19 protein-coding genes are annotated in these 17,202 nt (G+C 45.8%); 12 read left to right on the forward strand and 7 right to left on the reverse strand.

Features of this window, described 5'->3' with window-relative positions; genetic code table 11:
* Window positions 1-34: 34 nt before the first annotated feature.
* A complete protein-coding gene (locus tag KXZ66_RS04090) occupies window positions 35-403 on the reverse strand; it encodes a YfmB family protein (protein ID WP_003233730.1) in 369 nt (122 codons plus the stop codon).
* A 243-nt stretch (window positions 404-646) separates the two neighbouring features.
* Here KXZ66_RS04090 and KXZ66_RS04095 point away from each other — a divergent pair, with 243 nt between their 5' ends.
* The 10 genes from KXZ66_RS04095 (at window position 647) to nosA (ending at window position 10,936) form a co-directional block, all read left to right on the forward strand.
* Window positions 647-994: a YflT domain-containing protein gene (locus KXZ66_RS04095; RefSeq protein WP_003233729.1), complete on the forward strand. Its 348-nt coding sequence runs from the start codon at window positions 647-649 to the stop codon at window positions 992-994.
* A 189-nt stretch (window positions 995-1,183) separates the two neighbouring features.
* Window positions 1,184-2,446, forward strand: coding sequence for a pectate lyase (locus KXZ66_RS04100; RefSeq protein ID WP_038829543.1), 1,263 nt, complete (start codon window positions 1,184-1,186; stop codon window positions 2,444-2,446).
* Between the two features lie 126 nt (window positions 2,447-2,572).
* Window positions 2,573-4,009 carry an anion permease gene (locus KXZ66_RS04105; protein ID WP_015383080.1) on the forward strand — a complete coding sequence of 479 codons (1,437 nt, stop codon included), beginning with the start codon at window positions 2,573-2,575 and terminating at the stop codon, window positions 4,007-4,009.
* Window positions 4,010-4,136: 127 nt separating this feature from the next.
* On the forward strand, window positions 4,137-5,765 hold the full coding sequence (gene yflR, locus KXZ66_RS04110; RefSeq protein ID WP_064671899.1) for a two-component sensor histidine kinase CitS: 1,629 nt from the start codon (window positions 4,137-4,139) through the stop codon (window positions 5,763-5,765).
* Window positions 5,737-6,417 (forward strand): two-component response regulator CitT, encoded by a 681-nt coding sequence (gene citT / locus KXZ66_RS04115; RefSeq protein WP_014479151.1) that lies wholly within the window; start codon window positions 5,737-5,739, stop codon window positions 6,415-6,417. The genes yflR and citT overlap by 29 nt, the downstream gene beginning before the upstream one ends.
* 2 nt (window positions 6,418-6,419) lie before the next feature.
* A complete protein-coding gene (locus KXZ66_RS04120) occupies window positions 6,420-7,379 on the forward strand; it encodes a tripartite tricarboxylate transporter substrate binding protein (RefSeq protein ID WP_103803341.1) in 960 nt (319 codons plus the stop codon).
* Window positions 7,380-7,405: 26 nt separating this feature from the next.
* Entirely contained in the window at window positions 7,406-7,531 is a 126-nt protein-coding gene (locus KXZ66_RS22520; RefSeq protein WP_257475330.1) for a hypothetical protein, read from the forward strand.
* 43 nt (window positions 7,532-7,574) lie between these two features.
* The gene (gene citM / locus KXZ66_RS04125) at window positions 7,575-8,876 is read left to right on the forward strand and encodes an Mg(2+)/citrate complex secondary transporter CitM (protein WP_003242978.1); all 1,302 of its coding nucleotides are present in this window, start codon (window positions 7,575-7,577) and stop codon (window positions 8,874-8,876) included.
* Between the two features lie 55 nt (window positions 8,877-8,931).
* Entirely contained in the window at window positions 8,932-9,726 is a 795-nt protein-coding gene (locus tag KXZ66_RS04130) for an MBL fold metallo-hydrolase (protein WP_015383086.1), read from the forward strand.
* A gap of 118 nt (window positions 9,727-9,844) precedes the next feature.
* The gene (gene nosA / locus KXZ66_RS04135) at window positions 9,845-10,936 is read left to right on the forward strand and encodes a nitric oxide synthase (protein WP_044052598.1); all 1,092 of its coding nucleotides are present in this window, start codon (window positions 9,845-9,847) and stop codon (window positions 10,934-10,936) included.
* On the opposite strand, the gene KXZ66_RS04140 is transcribed toward nosA, so the two are convergent.
* Entirely contained in the window at window positions 10,927-11,202 is a 276-nt protein-coding gene (locus KXZ66_RS04140) for an acylphosphatase (protein WP_003233709.1), read from the reverse strand. The genes nosA and KXZ66_RS04140 overlap by 10 nt on opposite strands.
* Before the next feature lie 66 nt (window positions 11,203-11,268).
* On the opposite strand from KXZ66_RS04140, the gene KXZ66_RS04145 reads away from it, so the two are divergent.
* Entirely contained in the window at window positions 11,269-11,934 is a 666-nt protein-coding gene (locus KXZ66_RS04145; protein ID WP_014479155.1) for an MOSC domain-containing protein, read from the forward strand.
* Window positions 11,935-11,974: 40 nt separating this feature from the next.
* On the opposite strand, the gene KXZ66_RS04150 is transcribed toward KXZ66_RS04145, so the two are convergent.
* From KXZ66_RS04150 to map, 4 genes are all read right to left on the reverse strand, one after another.
* Entirely contained in the window at window positions 11,975-12,112 is a 138-nt protein-coding gene (locus KXZ66_RS04150) for a YflJ family protein (RefSeq protein WP_003239885.1), read from the reverse strand.
* A 156-nt stretch (window positions 12,113-12,268) separates the two neighbouring features.
* Entirely contained in the window at window positions 12,269-12,424 is a 156-nt protein-coding gene (locus KXZ66_RS04155; protein ID WP_003244572.1) for a hypothetical protein, read from the reverse strand.
* Window positions 12,425-12,530: 106 nt separating this feature from the next.
* On the reverse strand, window positions 12,531-12,845 hold the full coding sequence (locus KXZ66_RS04160) for a DUF3243 domain-containing protein (RefSeq protein WP_151870338.1): 315 nt from the start codon (window positions 12,843-12,845) through the stop codon (window positions 12,531-12,533).
* 81 nt (window positions 12,846-12,926) lie between these two features.
* Window positions 12,927-13,676, reverse strand: coding sequence for a type I methionyl aminopeptidase (map, locus tag KXZ66_RS04165; RefSeq protein WP_003233698.1), 750 nt, complete (start codon window positions 13,674-13,676; stop codon window positions 12,927-12,929).
* A gap of 171 nt (window positions 13,677-13,847) precedes the next feature.
* Here map and nagE point away from each other — a divergent pair, with 171 nt between their 5' ends.
* Window positions 13,848-15,206, forward strand: a complete 1,359-nt coding sequence (nagE, locus tag KXZ66_RS04170; RefSeq protein WP_014479158.1) for an N-acetylglucosamine-specific PTS transporter subunit IIBC — start codon at window positions 13,848-13,850, stop codon at window positions 15,204-15,206.
* A 33-nt stretch (window positions 15,207-15,239) separates the two neighbouring features.
* Here nagE and ltaS read toward each other — a convergent pair whose 3' ends face one another.
* On the reverse strand, window positions 15,240-17,189 hold the full coding sequence (ltaS, locus tag KXZ66_RS04175) for a lipoteichoic acid synthase (protein ID WP_003233694.1): 1,950 nt from the start codon (window positions 17,187-17,189) through the stop codon (window positions 15,240-15,242).
* Window positions 17,190-17,202: the final 13 nt, after the last annotated feature.

Genomic DNA, 17,202 nt, shown 5'->3' on the forward strand with positions numbered 1-17,202 from the left:
TGTCAATATTTTTTTAGTAAAGAAAGATGCGTTTTTACTGCTTTCTCATGAAAGCATCATCAGACACAAATAAGTGGTATGCAGCGTTACCGTGTCTTCGAGACAAAAACGCATGGGCGTTGGCTTTAGAGGTTTCGAACATATCAGCAGTGACATAAGGAAGGAGAGTGCTGAGATAACCGGACAATTTCTTTTCTATTTCATCTGTTAGTGCAAATTCAATGTCGCCGATATTCATGATAATCGAGAAAACAAAGTCGATATCGATATGAAAATGTTCCTCGGCAAAAACCGCAAGCTCGTGAATTCCTGGTGAACATCCGGCACGCTTATGGAAAATCTGTTTGACTAAATCACTCACAATCCAAGCATTGTATTGCTGTTCTGGTGAAAAGTATTGCATTAGACATACCTCCTGCTCGTACGGATAAAGGCAGCGTTTCATGGTCGTGTGCTCCGTGCAGCGGCTTCTCTTTAATTTTGATTTTTCTGAAAATAGGTCCCGTTCCTATCACTTTACCATGGACGGAAAACAAATAGCTACTACCATTCCTCCTGTTTTTCTCTTTAATGTTCTGGAATCTGTTTCAGGTACAGACGATCGGGTATGAAAGAAATATAGAAAACATGAAGGAGGAATATCGACATGAAACCAGTTGTAAAAGAGTATACAAATGACGAACAGCTCATGAAGGATGTAGAGGAATTACAGAAAATGGGTGTTGCGAAAGAGGATGTATACGTCTTAGCTCACGACGATGACAGAACGGAACGCCTGGCAGACAACACGAATGCCAATACGATCGGAGCCAAAGAAACAGGTTTCAAGCACGCGGTGGGAAATATCTTCAATAAAAAAGGAGATGAGCTCCGCAATAAAATTCACGAAATCGGTTTTTCTGAAGATGAAGCCGCTCAATTTGAAAAACGCTTAGATGAAGGAAAAGTACTTCTCTTTGTGACAGATAACGAAAAAGTGAAAGCTTGGGCATAAAGCAAGGAAAAAACCAAAAGGCTATGACGGCCTTTTGGTTTTTTTGCGGTCTTTGCGGTGGCATTTTGCAGAATGCCGCAATAGGATAGCGGAACATTTTCGGTTCTGAATGTCCCTCAATTTGCTATTATATTTTTGTGATAAATTGGAATAAAATCTCACAAAATAGAAAATGGGGGTACATAGTGGATGAAAAAAGTGATGTTAGCTACGGCTTTGTTTTTAGGATTGACTCCAGCTGGCGTGAACGCAGCTGATTTAGGCCACCAGACGTTGGGATCCAATGATGGCTGGGGCGCGTACTCGACCGGCACGACAGGCGGGGCAAAAGCATCGTCCTCAAATGTGTATACCGTCAGCAACAGAAACCAGCTTGTCTCGGCATTAGGGAAGGAAACGAACACAACGCCAAAAATCATTTATATCAAGGGAACGATTGACATGAACGTAGATGACAATCTGAAGCCGCTTGGTCTAAATGACTATAAAGATCCGGAGTATGATTTGGACAAATATTTGAAAGCCTATGATCCTAGCACATGGGGCAAAAAAGAGCCGTCGGGAACACAAGAAGAAGCGAGAGCACGCTCTCAGAAAAACCAAAAAGCACGGGTCATGGTGGATATCCCTGCAAACACGACGATCGTCGGTTCAGGGACTAACGCTAAAGTCGTGGGAGGAAACTTCCAAATCAAGAGTGATAACGTCATTATTCGCAACATTGAATTCCAGGATGCCTATGATTATTTTCCGCAATGGGATCCGACTGACGGAAGCTCAGGAAACTGGAACTCACAATACGACAACATCACGATAAACGGCGGCACACACATCTGGATTGATCACTGTACATTTAACGACGGTTCGCGTCCGGACAGCACATCACCGAAATATTATGGAAGAAAATATCAGCACCATGACGGCCAAACGGATGCGTCCAACGGCGCTAACTATATCACGATGTCCTACAACTATTATCACGATCATGATAAAAGCTCCATTTTCGGATCAAGTGACAGCAAAACCTCCGATGACGGCAAATTAAAAATTACGCTCCATCATAACCGCTATAAAAATATTGTCCAGCGCGCGCCGAGAGTCCGTTTCGGGCAAGTGCACGTATACAACAACTATTATGAAGGAAGCACAAGCTCTTCAAGTTATCCTTTCAGCTATGCATGGGGAATCGGAAAGTCATCTAAAATCTATGCCCAAAACAATGTCATTGACGTACCGGGACTGTCAGCTGCTAAAACGATCAGCGTATTCAGCGGGGGAACGGCTTTATATGACTCCGGCACGTTGCTGAACGGCACACAGATCAACGCATCGGCTGCAAACGGGCTGAGCTCTTCTGTCGGCTGGACGCCGTCTCTGCATGGATCGATTGATGCTTCTGCTAATGTGAAATCAAATGTCATAAATCAAGCGGGTGCGGGTAAATTAAATTAAGAAAGTGAAAAACACAAAGGGTGCTAACCTTTGTGTTTTTTAATTAATTAAAATGTTTATTAACTTAGTTAAGGAGTAGAATGGAAAAGGGGATCGGAAAACAAGTATATAGGAGGAGACCTATTTATGGCTTCAGAAAAAGACGCAGGAAAACAGTCAGCAGTAAAGCTTGTTCCATTGCTTATTACTGTCGCTGTGGGACTAATCATCTGGTTTATTCCCGCTCCGTCCGGACTTGAACCTAAAGCTTGGCATTTGTTTGCGATTTTTGTCGCAACAATTATCGGCTTTATCTCCAAGCCCTTGCCAATGGGTGCAATTGCAATTTTTGCATTGGCGGTTACTGCACTAACTGGAACACTATCAATTGAGGATACATTAAGCGGATTCGGGAATAAGACCATTTGGCTTATCGTTATCGCATTCTTTATTTCCCGGGGATTTATCAAAACCGGGCTCGGTGCTAGAATTTCGTATGTATTCGTTCAGAAATTCGGGAAAAAAACCCTTGGACTTTCTTATTCACTGCTATTCAGTGATTTAATACTTTCACCTGCTATTCCAAGTAATACGGCGCGTGCAGGAGGCATTATATTTCCTATTATCAGATCATTATCCGAAACATTCGGATCAAGCCCGGCAAATGGAACAGAGAGAAAAATCGGTGCATTCTTATTAAAAACCGGTTTTCAGGGGAATCTGATCACATCTGCTATGTTCCTGACAGCGATGGCGGCGAACCCGCTGATTGCCAAGCTGGCCCATGATGTCGCAGGGGTGGACTTAACATGGACAAGCTGGGCAATTGCCGCGATTGTACCGGGACTTGTAAGCTTAATCATCACGCCGCTTGTGATTTACAAGCTGTATCCGCCGGAAATCAAAGAAACACCGGATGCGGCGAAAATCGCAACAGAAAAACTGAAAGAAATGGGACCGTTCAAAAAATCAGAGCTTTCCATGGTTATCGTGTTTCTTTTGGTGCTTGTGCTGTGGATTTTTGGCGGCAGCTTCAACATCGACGCAACCACAACCGCATTGATCGGTTTGTCCGTTCTCTTATTATCACAAGTTCTGACTTGGGATGATATCAAGAAAGAACAGGGCGCTTGGGATACGCTCACTTGGTTTGCGGCGCTTGTCATGCTCGCCAACTTCTTGAATGAATTAGGCATGGTGTCTTGGTTCAGTAATGCCATGAAATCATCCGTATCAGGGTTCTCTTGGATTGTGGCATTCATCATTTTAATTGTTGTGTATTATTACTCTCACTATTTCTTTGCAAGTGCGACAGCCCACATCAGTGCGATGTATTCAGCATTTTTGGCTGTCGTCGTGGCAGCGGGCGCACCGCCGCTTTTAGCAGCGCTGAGCCTCGCGTTCATCAGTAACCTGTTCGGGTCAACGACTCACTACGGTTCTGGAGCGGCTCCGGTCTTCTTCGGAGCAGGCTACATCCCACAAGGCAAATGGTGGTCCATCGGATTTATTCTGTCGATTGTTCATATCATCGTATGGCTTGTGATCGGCGGATTATGGTGGAAAGTACTAGGAATATGGTAGAAAGAAAAAGGCAGACGCGGTCTGCCTTTTTCTTATTTTCACTCCTTCGCAAGAAAACGGATTTTGAAAAATGAGAAAATTGCCTGTGAAAAATGGTATGATCTAGGTAGAAAGGACGGCTGGTGCTGTGGTGAAAAAGCGGTTCCATTTTTCCCTGCAAACAAAAATAATGGGGCTGATTGCGGCTCTGCTGGTCTTTGTCATTGGTGTGCTGACCATTACGTTAGCCGTTCAGCATACACAGGGAGAACGGAGACAGGCAGAGCAGCTGGCGGTTCAAACGGCGAGAACCATTTCCTATATGCCGCCGGTTAAAGAGCTCATTGAGAGAAAAGGCGGACATGCGGCTGAGACGCAAGAGGTCATTGAACAAATGAAAGAACAGACTGGCGCGTTTGCCATTTATGTTTTGGACGAAAAAGGAGACATTCGCAGCGCCTCTGGAAAAAGCGGATTAAAGAAACTGGAGCGCAGCAGAGAAATTTTGTTTGGTGGTTCGCATGTTTCTGAAACAAAAGCGGATGGACGAAGAGTGATCAGAGGAAGCGCGCCGATCATAAAAGAACAGAAGGGATACAGCCAAGTGATCGGCAGCGTGTCTGTTGATTTTCTGCAAACGGAGACAGAGCAAAGCATCAAAAAGCATTTGAGAAATTTGAGTGTGATTGCTGTGCTTGTACTGCTGCTCGGATTTATTGGCGCCGCCGTGCTGGCGAAAAGCATCAGAAAGGATACGCTTGGGCTTGAGCCGCATGAGATCGCGGCTCTATATCGTGAGAGAAACGCAATGCTTTTCGCGATTCGAGAAGGGATTATTGCCACCAATCGTGAAGGCGTCGTCACCATGATGAACGTATCGGCGGCCGAGATGCTGAAGCTGCCCGAGCCTGTGATCCATCTTCCTATAGATGACGTCATGCCGGGAGCAGGGCTGATGTCTGTGCTTGAACAAGGAGAAATGCTGCCGAACCAGGAGGTAAGCGTCAACGATCAAGTGTTTATTATCAATACGAAAGTGATGAATCAAGGCGGGCAGGCGTATGGGATTGTCGTCAGCTTCAGGGAGAAAACAGAGCTGAAGAAACTGATCGACACATTGACAGAGGTTCGCAAATATTCTGAGGATCTCAGGGCGCAGACTCATGAATTTTCAAATAAGCTTTATGCGATTTTAGGGCTGCTTGAACTTGGGGAGTATGATGAAGCCATTGATCTGATTAAAGAGGAATATGCGATGCAAAATGAACAGCATGATCTTTTATTCCATAACATTCATTCGCAGCAGGTGCAGGCCATTTTGTTAGGGAAAATAAGCAAGGCATCGGAAAAGAAGGTCAAGCTGGTGATTGATGAGAACAGCTCACTCGCGCCTCTTCCTGCACATATCGGCTTGTCCCATCTTATTACGATTATTGGCAATTTAATTGATAACGCTTTCGAAGCTGTAGCGGAGCAAAGCGTGAAGGAAGTTTTGTTTTTTATCACGGATATGGGCCATGACATTGTCATTGAAGTATCAGACACAGGGCCCGGTGTGCCGCCAGAGAAAATAGAAGCTGTGTTTGAGAGAGGCTATTCTTCAAAGGGGATGAGGAGAGGCTACGGTCTGGCCAATGTGAAAGACTCAGTGCGTGAACTGGGCGGCTGGATCGAACTGGCGAATCAAAAAACTGGCGGGGCGGTATTCACTGTGTTTATACCGAAGGAGAAACAAAGGGGGAATCCATTTGATTCACATCGCGATTGCGGAGGATGATTTTCGAGTTGCGCAAATCCATGAGAGATTGATTAAACAGCTTGATGGATTCAAGATTATCGGCAAGGCGGCTAACGCAAAAGAGACATTGGCGCTTTTGAAGGAACACAAGGTTGATTTGCTTCTGCTGGATATTTATATGCCGGACGAGCTTGGGACCGCGTTGATTCCTGATATACGAAGCCGATTTCCTGAAGTGGACATTATGATTATCACAGCGGCAACAGAAACCCGGCATTTGCAGGAAGCGCTAAGAGCAGGAATTGCCCACTATTTGATCAAACCCGTAACGGCTGACAAGTTCAGGCAGGTGCTGCTTCAGTATAAAGAAAAAAGGAAGCTGCTCATGTCTCAGCCGGAGGTCAGCCAATCCATGATCGACCATATTTTTGGGAACAGTGTGAAGACAGCTTTGCCGGCAGAGGATTTGCCGACTGGCATTAATTCGATTACACTGCGAAAAATTAAGGAAGCGCTTCAGACTGCGTCAGAAGGATTGACAGCGGAGGAACTTGGGGAAAAAATGGGGGCGTCACGAACAACTGCCCGCCGTTATGCCGAGTACCTTGTGTCAAAGGAAGAAGCAAGAGCCGAGCTTGAATACGGGATTATCGGCAGGCCGGAGAGAAAATATTATTTGGCGGCGGATTAGATATGAAAAAATCTATAATCCTATTGATTATTCTATTGATCTTTATGCAGGGTGATATCAGGCAGGCGGCTGCGCCGCGCCTGCCGGACGGGCCGATAGAAATTGTCGTCCCTGCCGAACCTTCTGGCGGCTGGGATGTCACAGCGCAGGCGATCCAATCAGTTTTGAGGCAGAAGCAGATCGTGAAGGGAGATGTTCATATCGTCTATAAATCCGGCGGCGGGGGAGAGAAAGGCTGGAAATATGTCAACAAAAGCAGCAAACAAACCATCAGCATGACGTCCAGCCTAATATTGAGCAATGATCTTCTCGGGCAAAGCAAATTAAAAATGTCCGATTTTACGCCGCTCGCCATTCTCTCCAAGGAATGGCAGACGGTTGCATTGCCAAAAGGATCAGCGTTAACAAATGGCAAGGATGTGCTGAATGAGATCAACATGCATCCCGGCAAGGTGAGAATCGGCTTTGCCCCGGGGTTTGGCAATGATGATCAGCTCTCGTTCGTCAGAGCGGCAGATATGTACGGCATTGACCCGTTTGACATTCAATTCTCACAGTATGACAGCAGCGAACAGCTCATTCAGGCGCTGATCAGACATGAGATAGAAGCGGCTTCCATGACACTTTCTGAAGCGAAACCATATGAACGAAACGGCGATATCACGTTAGCCGCTGTAACGTCTGATAAAAGACTTCCCGGTTTTCCAAATGTACCGACGTGGAAGGAGCAGGGAATCCCGTTTGTTTTTTCTCATTGGAGAGGGATTTTGGGCCCGAAAAATATGTCTGAGGAAGAGATTTCTTACTGGGATCAAGCGCTAAAGAAGGTCACCTCCTCACCTGAATGGAAGCGGAAAATAAACGAACAGGACTGGGAAAGCTTTTATTTGAACAGCAGGGAAACGAAACGGTTTTTAGAAGAGCAATCTGCTTTTTATCAAAGCATCATGACAGGAAATTAAGATCCCGGCATCCCGGGATTTTTTTCATGCCGAAAATTGATCAAAAAGAACAAAACGGTTTTAAAAAATTAAAAATACAAAAAAACCAAATTATTTACTTGCGGTTGGTTTTCCCATACGATGGCAAAAAGGTAAGACAAAAAGGGGAGTAAGGGAGAAAAAAATGTAAGCGGATTCATTTAAGGGGGAATGGATGTGTTAGCAATCTTAGGCTTTCTCATGATGCTTGTGTTTATGGCATTGATCATGACAAAACGGCTTTCTGTTTTAACAGCATTAGTTTTGACGCCGATTGTGTTTGCGCTTATCGCCGGATTTGGATTTACTGAAGTTGGGGACATGATGATTTCGGGGATTCAGCAAGTCGCGCCGACTGCGGTCATGATTATGTTTGCGATCTTATATTTTGGAATTATGATTGATACAGGCCTGTTTGATCCAATGGTTGGCAAAATTTTAAGCATGGTCAAAGGAGACCCTTTAAAAATTGTTGTCGGGACAGCGGTTCTTACAATGCTCGTCGCCTTGGACGGAGATGGCTCGACAACGTACATGATTACGACAAGCGCCATGCTTCCGCTCTATTTGCTGCTAGGCATCCGGCCAATTATCTTGGCAGGAATCGCGGGAGTCGGCATGGGAATCATGAACACGATTCCATGGGGCGGTGCGACGCCGAGGGCGGCGAGTGCGCTGGGAGTTGATCCAGCTGAGCTAACAGGGCCGATGATTCCTGTCATTGCAAGCGGGATGCTTTGTATGGTGGCGGTTGCGTATGTGCTTGGAAAAGCGGAACGAAAGCGCCTTGGTGTGATTGAACTGAAACAGCCAGCTAATGCCAATGAACCGGCGGCAGCGGTTGAAGATGAGTGGAAGCGGCCGAAGCTTTGGTGGTTCAATTTATTGTTAACGCTTTCTTTAATAGGATGTTTAGTATCGGGTAAAGTCAGTTTAACCGTACTGTTTGTCATTGCGTTTTGTATTGCACTGATTGTGAATTATCCCAATCTCGAGCATCAGAGACAGCGCATCGCGGCGCATTCCAGCAACGTGCTGGCTATCGGTTCAATGATTTTTGCCGCGGGGGTGTTCACGGGGATTTTGACAGGCACGAAAATGGTTGATGAAATGGCGATCTCACTCGTGTCCATGATACCGGAACAAATGGGCGGATTGATCCCAGCGATTGTTGCCTTAACAAGCGGTATTTTCACATTTTTGATGCCGAATGACGCGTATTTCTACGGGGTGCTGCCGATTTTATCAGAAACAGCTGTCGCATACGGTGTGGATAAAGTGGAAATTGCCAGAGCCTCTATTATCGGCCAGCCGATTCATATGCTGAGTCCGCTTGTGCCATCCACTCATTTGCTTGTCGGACTCGTCGGAGTTTCTATTGATGACCATCAAAAATTCGCATTGAAATGGGCGGTTCTCGCAGTGATCGTCATGACGGCTATCGCTCTATTGATCGGTGCGATCTCTATTTCCGTATGATAATTCAGGCGTAATGACACACACTAACGGCATATAACATTCCGGAGGTGTCATTATGAGTGATCCTTATATGCCGCTGACTTCAGTCAGAAGCGGAACGGGGTTCGAAGCGGCAAAAGGGGTGCACGGCCTGACTGTGCAAATTGCGAATGTCTATTTTATTCAGCTGCCTTCTGAACCTCACTCATTTGTTTTAATTGATGCCGGCATGCCTCAATCAGCCGGCATGATTGTCAATGAAGCCAAACAAAGATTCGGTGAAGGGTTTCAGCTGAAGGCGATTATCCTCACACACGGGCACTTTGACCATATTGGGGCAATCGAAGAGATCCTTGAGCATTGGGATGTGCCTGTTTATGTCCATTCTCGGGAAATGCCCTATGTAACAGGTAAAGAGGATTATCCTCCGGCTCGTCCTGACAGCAAGAGCGGGCTGGTCGCCAAGCTGTCGCCGCTGTTTCCGCGGCACTCCATCGATATTTCCTCACATGTCCAGGCACTGCCGGAAGACGGTTCAGTCCCTTTTCTTGACGAGTGGATGTGGATTGCGACACCAGGACACACGCCGGGCCATATTTCGTTATTCCGCGATGACGGCCGCGTGCTTGTGGCAGGTGATGCTGTTATTACAGTGGAACAGGAGAAAATGGCTGACGTCTTGATACAAAAACAGGAGCTTCACGGTCCGCCGGCTTATTTCACGCCTGACACAGAGACGGCCGCTGAGTCCATTCTGAAGCTGGCCGGTCTTGAACCGGAAGCGTTATTGACCGGGCACGGCATACCGATGACCGGCAAAAACTTTCGAAGTGACTTAACTGAATTGGCAAATCGATTATCGTCTATTTGACACCCGCATTACGCGGGTGTTTTTTATTGTTTTCCAGGAAGTTGCAGAAAAATCATTTGTCTTGCCGCTTAAAAACGATACAATGAAAAGCATGAAGTGATGTGAAGGGGAGAGTTTGTTGGAAGAAAAAGAAATACTCTGGAACGAAGCGAAAGCGTTTATTGCCGCATGCTATCAGGAATTGGGAAAGGAGGAGGAAGTGAAAGACCGTCTCGAGGACATTAAAAGCGAAATTGACCTGACCGGAAGCTATGTACATACGAAGGAAGAGCTGGAGCACGGAGCGAAAATGGCTTGGAGAAACAGCAACCGCTGCATCGGCAGATTGTTCTGGAATTCGCTGAATGTTATTGACAGACGAGACGTCCGGACGAAGGAGGAAGTGCGTGACGCCCTCTTTCACCATATTGAAACCGCCACCAATAACGGCAAAATCAGACCGACCATTACGATTTTCCCTCCGGAAGAGAAGGGTGAAAAGCAAGTCGAGATCTGGAATCATCAGCTGATCCGGTACGCTGGATATGAGTCAGACGGAGAAAGAATCGGTGACCCGGCTTCCTGTTCACTGACAGCAGCCTGCGAAGAGCTCGGCTGGCGCGGAGAACGAACGGATTTTGACCTGCTGCCGCTCATTTTTCGCATGAAAGGCGACGAACAGCCTGTCTGGTATGAGCTGCCGCGTTCACTTGTGATCGAGGTTCCAATCATACATCCGGACATCGAGGCGTTTTCTGATTTGGAGCTGAAGTGGTACGGCGTGCCTATCATCTCTGATATGAAGCTTGAGGTCGGGGGCATTCATTATAATGCCGCGCCATTTAACGGCTGGTATATGGGCACGGAGATCGGAGCGAGAAACCTCGCAGATGAAAAGCGGTACGACAAGCTTAAAAAAGTAGCGTCCGTGATCGGCATCGCCGCTGATTACAATACGGATTTATGGAAGGATCAAGCGCTAGTTGAATTGAATAAAGCAGTGCTGCACTCGTATAAAAAGCAGGGTGTCAGCATCGTTGACCATCATACAGCGGCAAGCCAGTTTAAACGGTTTGAAGAACAGGAGGAAGAAGCGGGCAGAAAGCTGACGGGAGACTGGACGTGGCTGATTCCGCCCATTTCACCCGCTGCCACTCATATCTTCCACCGCTCCTATGATAACTCAATCGTTAAGCCGAACTATTTTTATCAAGATAAGCCTTATGAGTAAACAATAGAAAATCGATGATGGCCTTCAAGGCTGCGGGATTCAGTCACAGAGATGTCGGTAACCTTTGAGAAAGGGCTTCCGTTCTTTACAGCCTCAACAAACGATTGCAGGGCGTTTTCCGGACCCTCTGCCAAAATCTCGACACGCCCGTCATCACGGTTTTTGACCCAGCCGGCCAGTTTTCGCTTATCAGCTTCCATTTGAACAAAATAGCGAAAGCCCACACCTTGAACCCGGCCGTTTACAATGATTCGGTATTGAAGCATGTAAAAACCACCTTTTCTTTTTATGATAATCAATCATTTTACAACCTGTAAAGGGGATGTGTTTGTATGAAACCAGAGCGCTATTCAGTTCTTTCTCTTAATCTGGGAAAACCGCAGACGCTTGAATATGACGGAAAGAAAATCGAAACCGGCATCATGAAGCGGCCGGCTGAATCAGCCGTCATGCTGTATCGGGAGAATTTTGAAGGAGACGGACAGGCGGACCTCGTCAACCACGGCGGACCTGATAAGGCTGTCTGTGTCTACCCGGCGGAGCATTATCCGTTTTGGGAAGAGTTCCTCTCAAGACCGCTGTCAAATGCCGCATTTGGAGAAAATCTGACGGTCGCGGGCCTGACTGAGGAGAATGTTTGCATCGGGGATGTGTTCAGGCTTGATGAAGCTGTTGTTCAGGTCAGCCAGCCGCGCCAGCCGTGTGTAAAGCTGGCGAAAAAGTTTGGTGTAAAAGAAATGGTGCTGAAGGTCCAGCAAACCGGCTATACAGGGTTTTATTTTCGCGTGCTGGAGGAGGGCAGGGTGTCTCCCGGCGCGAACCTTGAATTGCTGTCCAGAGGAGAGAAGGGCATCTCCGTCCAGTTCGCCAACCGCATCAACTACCATGATGCAAAAAATCTCACCGCCATAGAACTGATTTTAAGTGAGGCTGCACTATCGGAAAGCTGGAGAGCGTCCTTTATGAAAAAAAAGGACAGGCTGCTGCCGGTTGAATAGAAAAAAGCCGCGCATATCAACGTGCGCGGCTTTGCCATATTTAAGATTGTTTTTTCTTTGTTTCAAGCAGGTTGGCAAGAAAATAGGTTTTATAGCTTTGAAGCTTTCTTCCCTCATGGTGCGTGATCCCCTGCTTTTTTAGTTCTGCCACATACCAGCCTTTACTGCCGTAATGCATGTCAGAAAACTCCTTTCCCTATCTGATTTCGAAACGATTGGCATTGTAACATCTATAAAAAGATGCTGAAAAGAGATGCGGGGAAAACTGAGTCTTTCGCACTAGATGTACGAATGTTCTTCTGTATGTATATGCGGAGCAAAAGCCGAATATGATTTAATGGCCGGTTAGTTTGATCATGACAACGCCAAATGTCATAATGGCGAAAACAATGCCGATATATGTGAGCATCCCGTTTTTTTTCTTAACGCCGTAAACGGTCATAATGATGCCTTCAATGAAAAAAATGATGCCGAAAATAATAAACCACATGCAGATAAAGGCTCCTTTCACAGACATAATAGTAGTGTAGCATATCTGAAAGAGCCGGGCTGTGACAATATCAAGAAAGCCGGGCGCATATCGCCCGGCTCATGTTTTATTGTTTATCAACCAATTTGACCAGAAGCTGTGCCAAAAGTTCTTTCTCATCTTCGTCTGCAACGCTCCAAAGCTCTTGCAGCAGCATTTCTTCACCGTTTTGCGGCTCTTCATGCTTTGCGAGGTAGTCTCCCAGGATCGCAGCGCTTTTTACAAGCTTGCCGTCATCCAATCCCAGCTTTTTGCCTCGGTTGACTTGTTTTTTCAAGTAGCCTTTAAATTCCTCAAAGTCTTTTAAAATGTCTTCTTTTATTGTGCCATGCATCGCGTTCATTTCGTTTTCAATTTGGATTTTTTCTTGATCTCTGTTCATTGCAAGACCTCCTCGTGCAGAATAATGATGTTTTACCTGCTATTGGAGGAGGTTAAACCTGCCGGAAGCCCGGAATGTGTTTTACAGTTTCGTCAGGATAATCGGTTCATCTTTTGTGATGACGATCGTGTGTTCAACTTGGGCAACCATGCTTTTATCCGGCGTCTTGAACGTCCAGCCGTCTCCAGCTTCAACAATCGTTTCTGCTTTCGTTGAAATAAACGGTTCAAGCGCGATGACTGTGCCATTTTTGAACAGTGCGTTATCAAACGGATCATAATAGTTCATGATGTGGTTCGGCGCTTCATGCAGGCTTCGGCCGATTCCGTGGCCGGTCAGGGTTTTGATGACGGTAAAGCCTTGAGAGCGTGCTTCATGATAAACGGCTCTTCCGATCTGGTTTTGGCGCTTGCCCGCTTTTGCCTGCTGAAGCCCCTTTTGAAATGCGTTTTCCGCGCATTGGCAAAGCTTATGAAGGCGTTCTTCTCCTTCACCGAGCACAAATGAGATGCCTGTGTCGGAATAGAAGCCGCCAAATTCAGCGGAGATGTCGATGTTGACAAGGTCCCCTGCTTTTAAAATTTTGGATGTGCTTGGTATGCCGTGAGCCACTTCATCATTTACGCTGATGCATGTCACACCTGGAAAATCGTATTCCTTCTCAGGAGCTGAAACGGCGCCGTGCTCATCAAGCACAGCTTTTCCGATAAGGTCAAGGTCTTTTGTGCTCATGCCGGGCTCTGCCTTCCGCTTCATTTCTTCACGCGCAAGCGCGACGATTCTTCCGATTTTTTTCAGGCCTTCTAATTCTTGATCGTTTGTTACAATCATCTGTCATTCCCGCTTTCTTTTTAAATAATCTAGATTAAGCTTACCACAACTGTCTTAAAAATAGGAAACACACGGACCTGGGAAAAAAGAAATACCCCCGGGAAAATTGGTATAGATCACTAGATATCTTATATGGTATATTTGAAAAAAAAGGGTATGAGGGGGATGGGTATGCTTTCATTTTTACAAAAACTCGGGAAGTCATTTATGCTCCCGATTGCGGTTCTGCCTGCGGTTGGAATTATCCTTGCGCTTGGCAGAGAGGATGTATTTAATATCCCGTTTGTCTATCAGGCGGGGACGGCGGTTTTTGATCATCTGCCGCTTATTTTTGCGATCGGAATTGCCATCGGCATTTCAAAAGACAGCAATGGGGCCGCGGGTTTATCAGGGGCGATATCGTATCTGATGCTTGACGCGGCAACAAAGACAATTGATAAAACAAATAACATGGCGGTGTTTGGGGGAATTATTGCCGGTTTAATTGCCGGTTACACCTATAACCGCTTCAAGGATACCAAGCTGCCTGAATATCTCGGGTTCTTCAGTGGCAGACGGCTTGTGCCGATTATAACAGCCATTATTACGATCATTTTAGCGGGCATATTCGGAGTCGTCTGGCCGCCGATTCAATCGTGTATAAACTCGTTTGGAGAGTGGATGCTCGGGCTCGGCGGCATCGGGGCAGGCATATTCGGCCTATTCAACAGGCTGTTAATTCCGCTTGGCCTTCACCATGTGCTGAACAATATTTTCTGGTTCCAATTTGGAGAATATAACGGAGTGACAGGGGATCTGGCGCGCTTTTTCGCGAAAGATCCGACAGCGGGCACATATATGACCGGATTCTTCCCAATCATGATGTTCGGTCTTCCGGCGGCGTGTCTGGCTATGGTTGTGACTGCGAAGCCGTCTAAACGGAAAGCGACGGCTGGAATGATGATTGGATTTGCTTTAACAGCGTTTATCACAGGGATTACGGAGCCGATTGAGTTTGCATTTATGTTTTTATCTCCGCTTTTATACGCTGTTCACGCGGTCTTAACCGGGTTATCTTTATTTATCGTCAACTGGCTCGGCATCCGTTCAGGCTTTTCTTTTTCAGCTGGAGCTATCGATTATGTGCTCAGCTATGGAATCGCAGAAAAACCGCTGCTTCTGCTTTTGGTAGGTATATGCTATGCGGCAGTATACTTTATCGTGTTTTATGTACTGATTAAGGCTTTGAATTTAAAAACGCCTGGACGGGAAGACGATGATGTGGATGAAGTGCTGGATGAAAATACTGTCCAGGATGTAAATGAAAACATCATGCTGAAAGGGCTCGGCGGAAAAGAAAACCTTCAAACCATTGATCATTGCGCCACAAGGCTGCGACTGACTGTGAAGGATACCGCTTTGGTGGATGAAGCGCTGCTAAAGAAAGCAGGCGCAAAAGGGGTTGTCAAATCAGGCGGGCAATCGGTTCAAGTCATTATTGGCCCGAATGTGGAATTTGCGGCGGAAGAATTGAGGGCTGCTGTCAAATAAAAAAAGCGGAGAGGGCAACCTCTCCGCTTTTTCTTATTTATCTTCGTTATCCTTTGACGTTTCGGAAGAATCTTCGTCATGTTTTGTGTAATCATAATCAGAAGGATTCACCTTCTTAAAACCTTTCGGCTCGTAGAACCGCAGCAGGTCTCCGTTTATGATTTTATCGGACATTTCAAGTTCCTTCTTGACGAGCGAGTCTTCTGACTTGTCGACTTCGGATTCATCGAGTTCTTTTCCGGTTTTCGTGTCGTAATACTTACCGGATATTTTCGTGTACTTCGGTGAAATAAAGTCTCCGTTTCGGAACGGAATCACTTCACGGTGTTCTTTCGATAAAATATCAGACCCGGACATCAGATAGTCCTTCGTATCCACTCCGAGCAGATGCAGAATGGTAGGAGCCACATCAACGTCTCCGGCATATTTATGAACTTTCTCGCCCTTCACGCCGGCAGCGTGGATAAAGAGCGGCACCCGTTGAAGCTGGGCGTTGTCGTAATCAGTGATTTCATCCTTGCCAAGCACTTTCGCCATCGCTTTATTGTGGTTTTCAGAGATGCCGTAGTGGTCTCCGTACATCACAATAATCGATTTATCATATAACCCGTCTTTTTTCAGATCATTGAAGAATTGTTCAATGGACTGATCAAGGTAATGGGCTGACTGGAAGTAGTTATCGACGACAGAGTCACCAAAGTCTCCAGCCGGGAAGTCTGTATCCCCCTCATCCATTCCGAATGGGAAGTGGTTAGACAGGGTAATGAACTTCGTATAGAACGGCTGCGGCAGGCTTTCCAGCAGCGGCATTGATTCTTTGAAGAACGGTTTGTCTTTCATGCCGTAGTTTTTCGTGTTTTCTTCGTTCATGTCATAGTAAGCAGAATCAAAGAATTTATCAATGCCTTCCGCTTTGTACATTTCGTTACGGTTCCAGAACGTCTGCGTGTTCCCGTGGAAAGTAGCAGATGTGTAATTCTTAGACTTCAGAATCGCCGGAACGGATTGCAGCGTGTTTTGTGCTTTGTTTACGAAAACTGAACCTTGAGCCAGCGGGTACAGAGAGTTTTCCATCATAAATTCAGCATCAGATGTTTTACCTTGTCCCGTTTGGTGGAAAAAGTTATCAAAGTAGAACGTTTCGTTATCATGTGCCAGTTTATTTAAGAACGGTGTCACTTCTTTGCCGTCAATTTTATAGTCGATAATAAATGACTGCAAAGATTCAAGTGAAACGTAAATGACGTTTTTTCCTTCCGCTTTGCCGAAATACACGTTATTCGGCACATCGTAATTGGCTTTCATGTAGTTTTCCACTTCCGTCACGTCGCTGGAATCGGCAAGCGCGCGCTGGCTGTTGGACTTGATATTCTGTACAGCGTCATAAATCGTGAAATTGTATGTTCCCAAGTATTTCACAAGATAGTTCCGGTCGAATGATCTTGTCAGCAATTCAGGACGGTCTGATTCCGCAACTGCCAGGTTGATCAAGAACACAAGAATTGAAGACGCAAAAATAATTCGGAACGATTTTTTGCTTGACGTTTCGGCAGGCTTGTTTACTTTGATCGCCAAGATGATCAGGATGATCGTATCGATAAAGTAAAAGGCGTCAGTCGGTCTCATCAGCGAAAATGCGCTGTCACCGAGTTGGCCGCCGTTTGTTTTAGCCTGCATAATGACCGGAATTGTAATAAAATCATTGAAAAATCTGTAGTACACAATGTTTGCGTACAGTAAAAAAGACATTAAAAAATGAATCACTATAATGGCTGTCTGCTGTAATTTTTTCTTGAACAAGAGTCCAAAGCCAAGAAAGAACAAGCTTGAGCTAAGAGGATTCACAAAAAGCAATATTTTTTGTATCGTGTTGTCTATTCCTAAGTTGAAGTTCAGGACATAACCGACATACGTTTTGATCCATAACAGGACGACCGCAATTAAGAAGAAGGCCAGTCCTCTTTCTTTTATAAATGTTTTCATTGTTACACTCCTT

Origin of the sequence: Bacillus sp. LJBS17 (assembly GCF_019334685.1) — a bacterium.
Classification (GTDB): domain Bacteria; phylum Bacillota; class Bacilli; order Bacillales; family Bacillaceae; genus Bacillus; species Bacillus subtilis.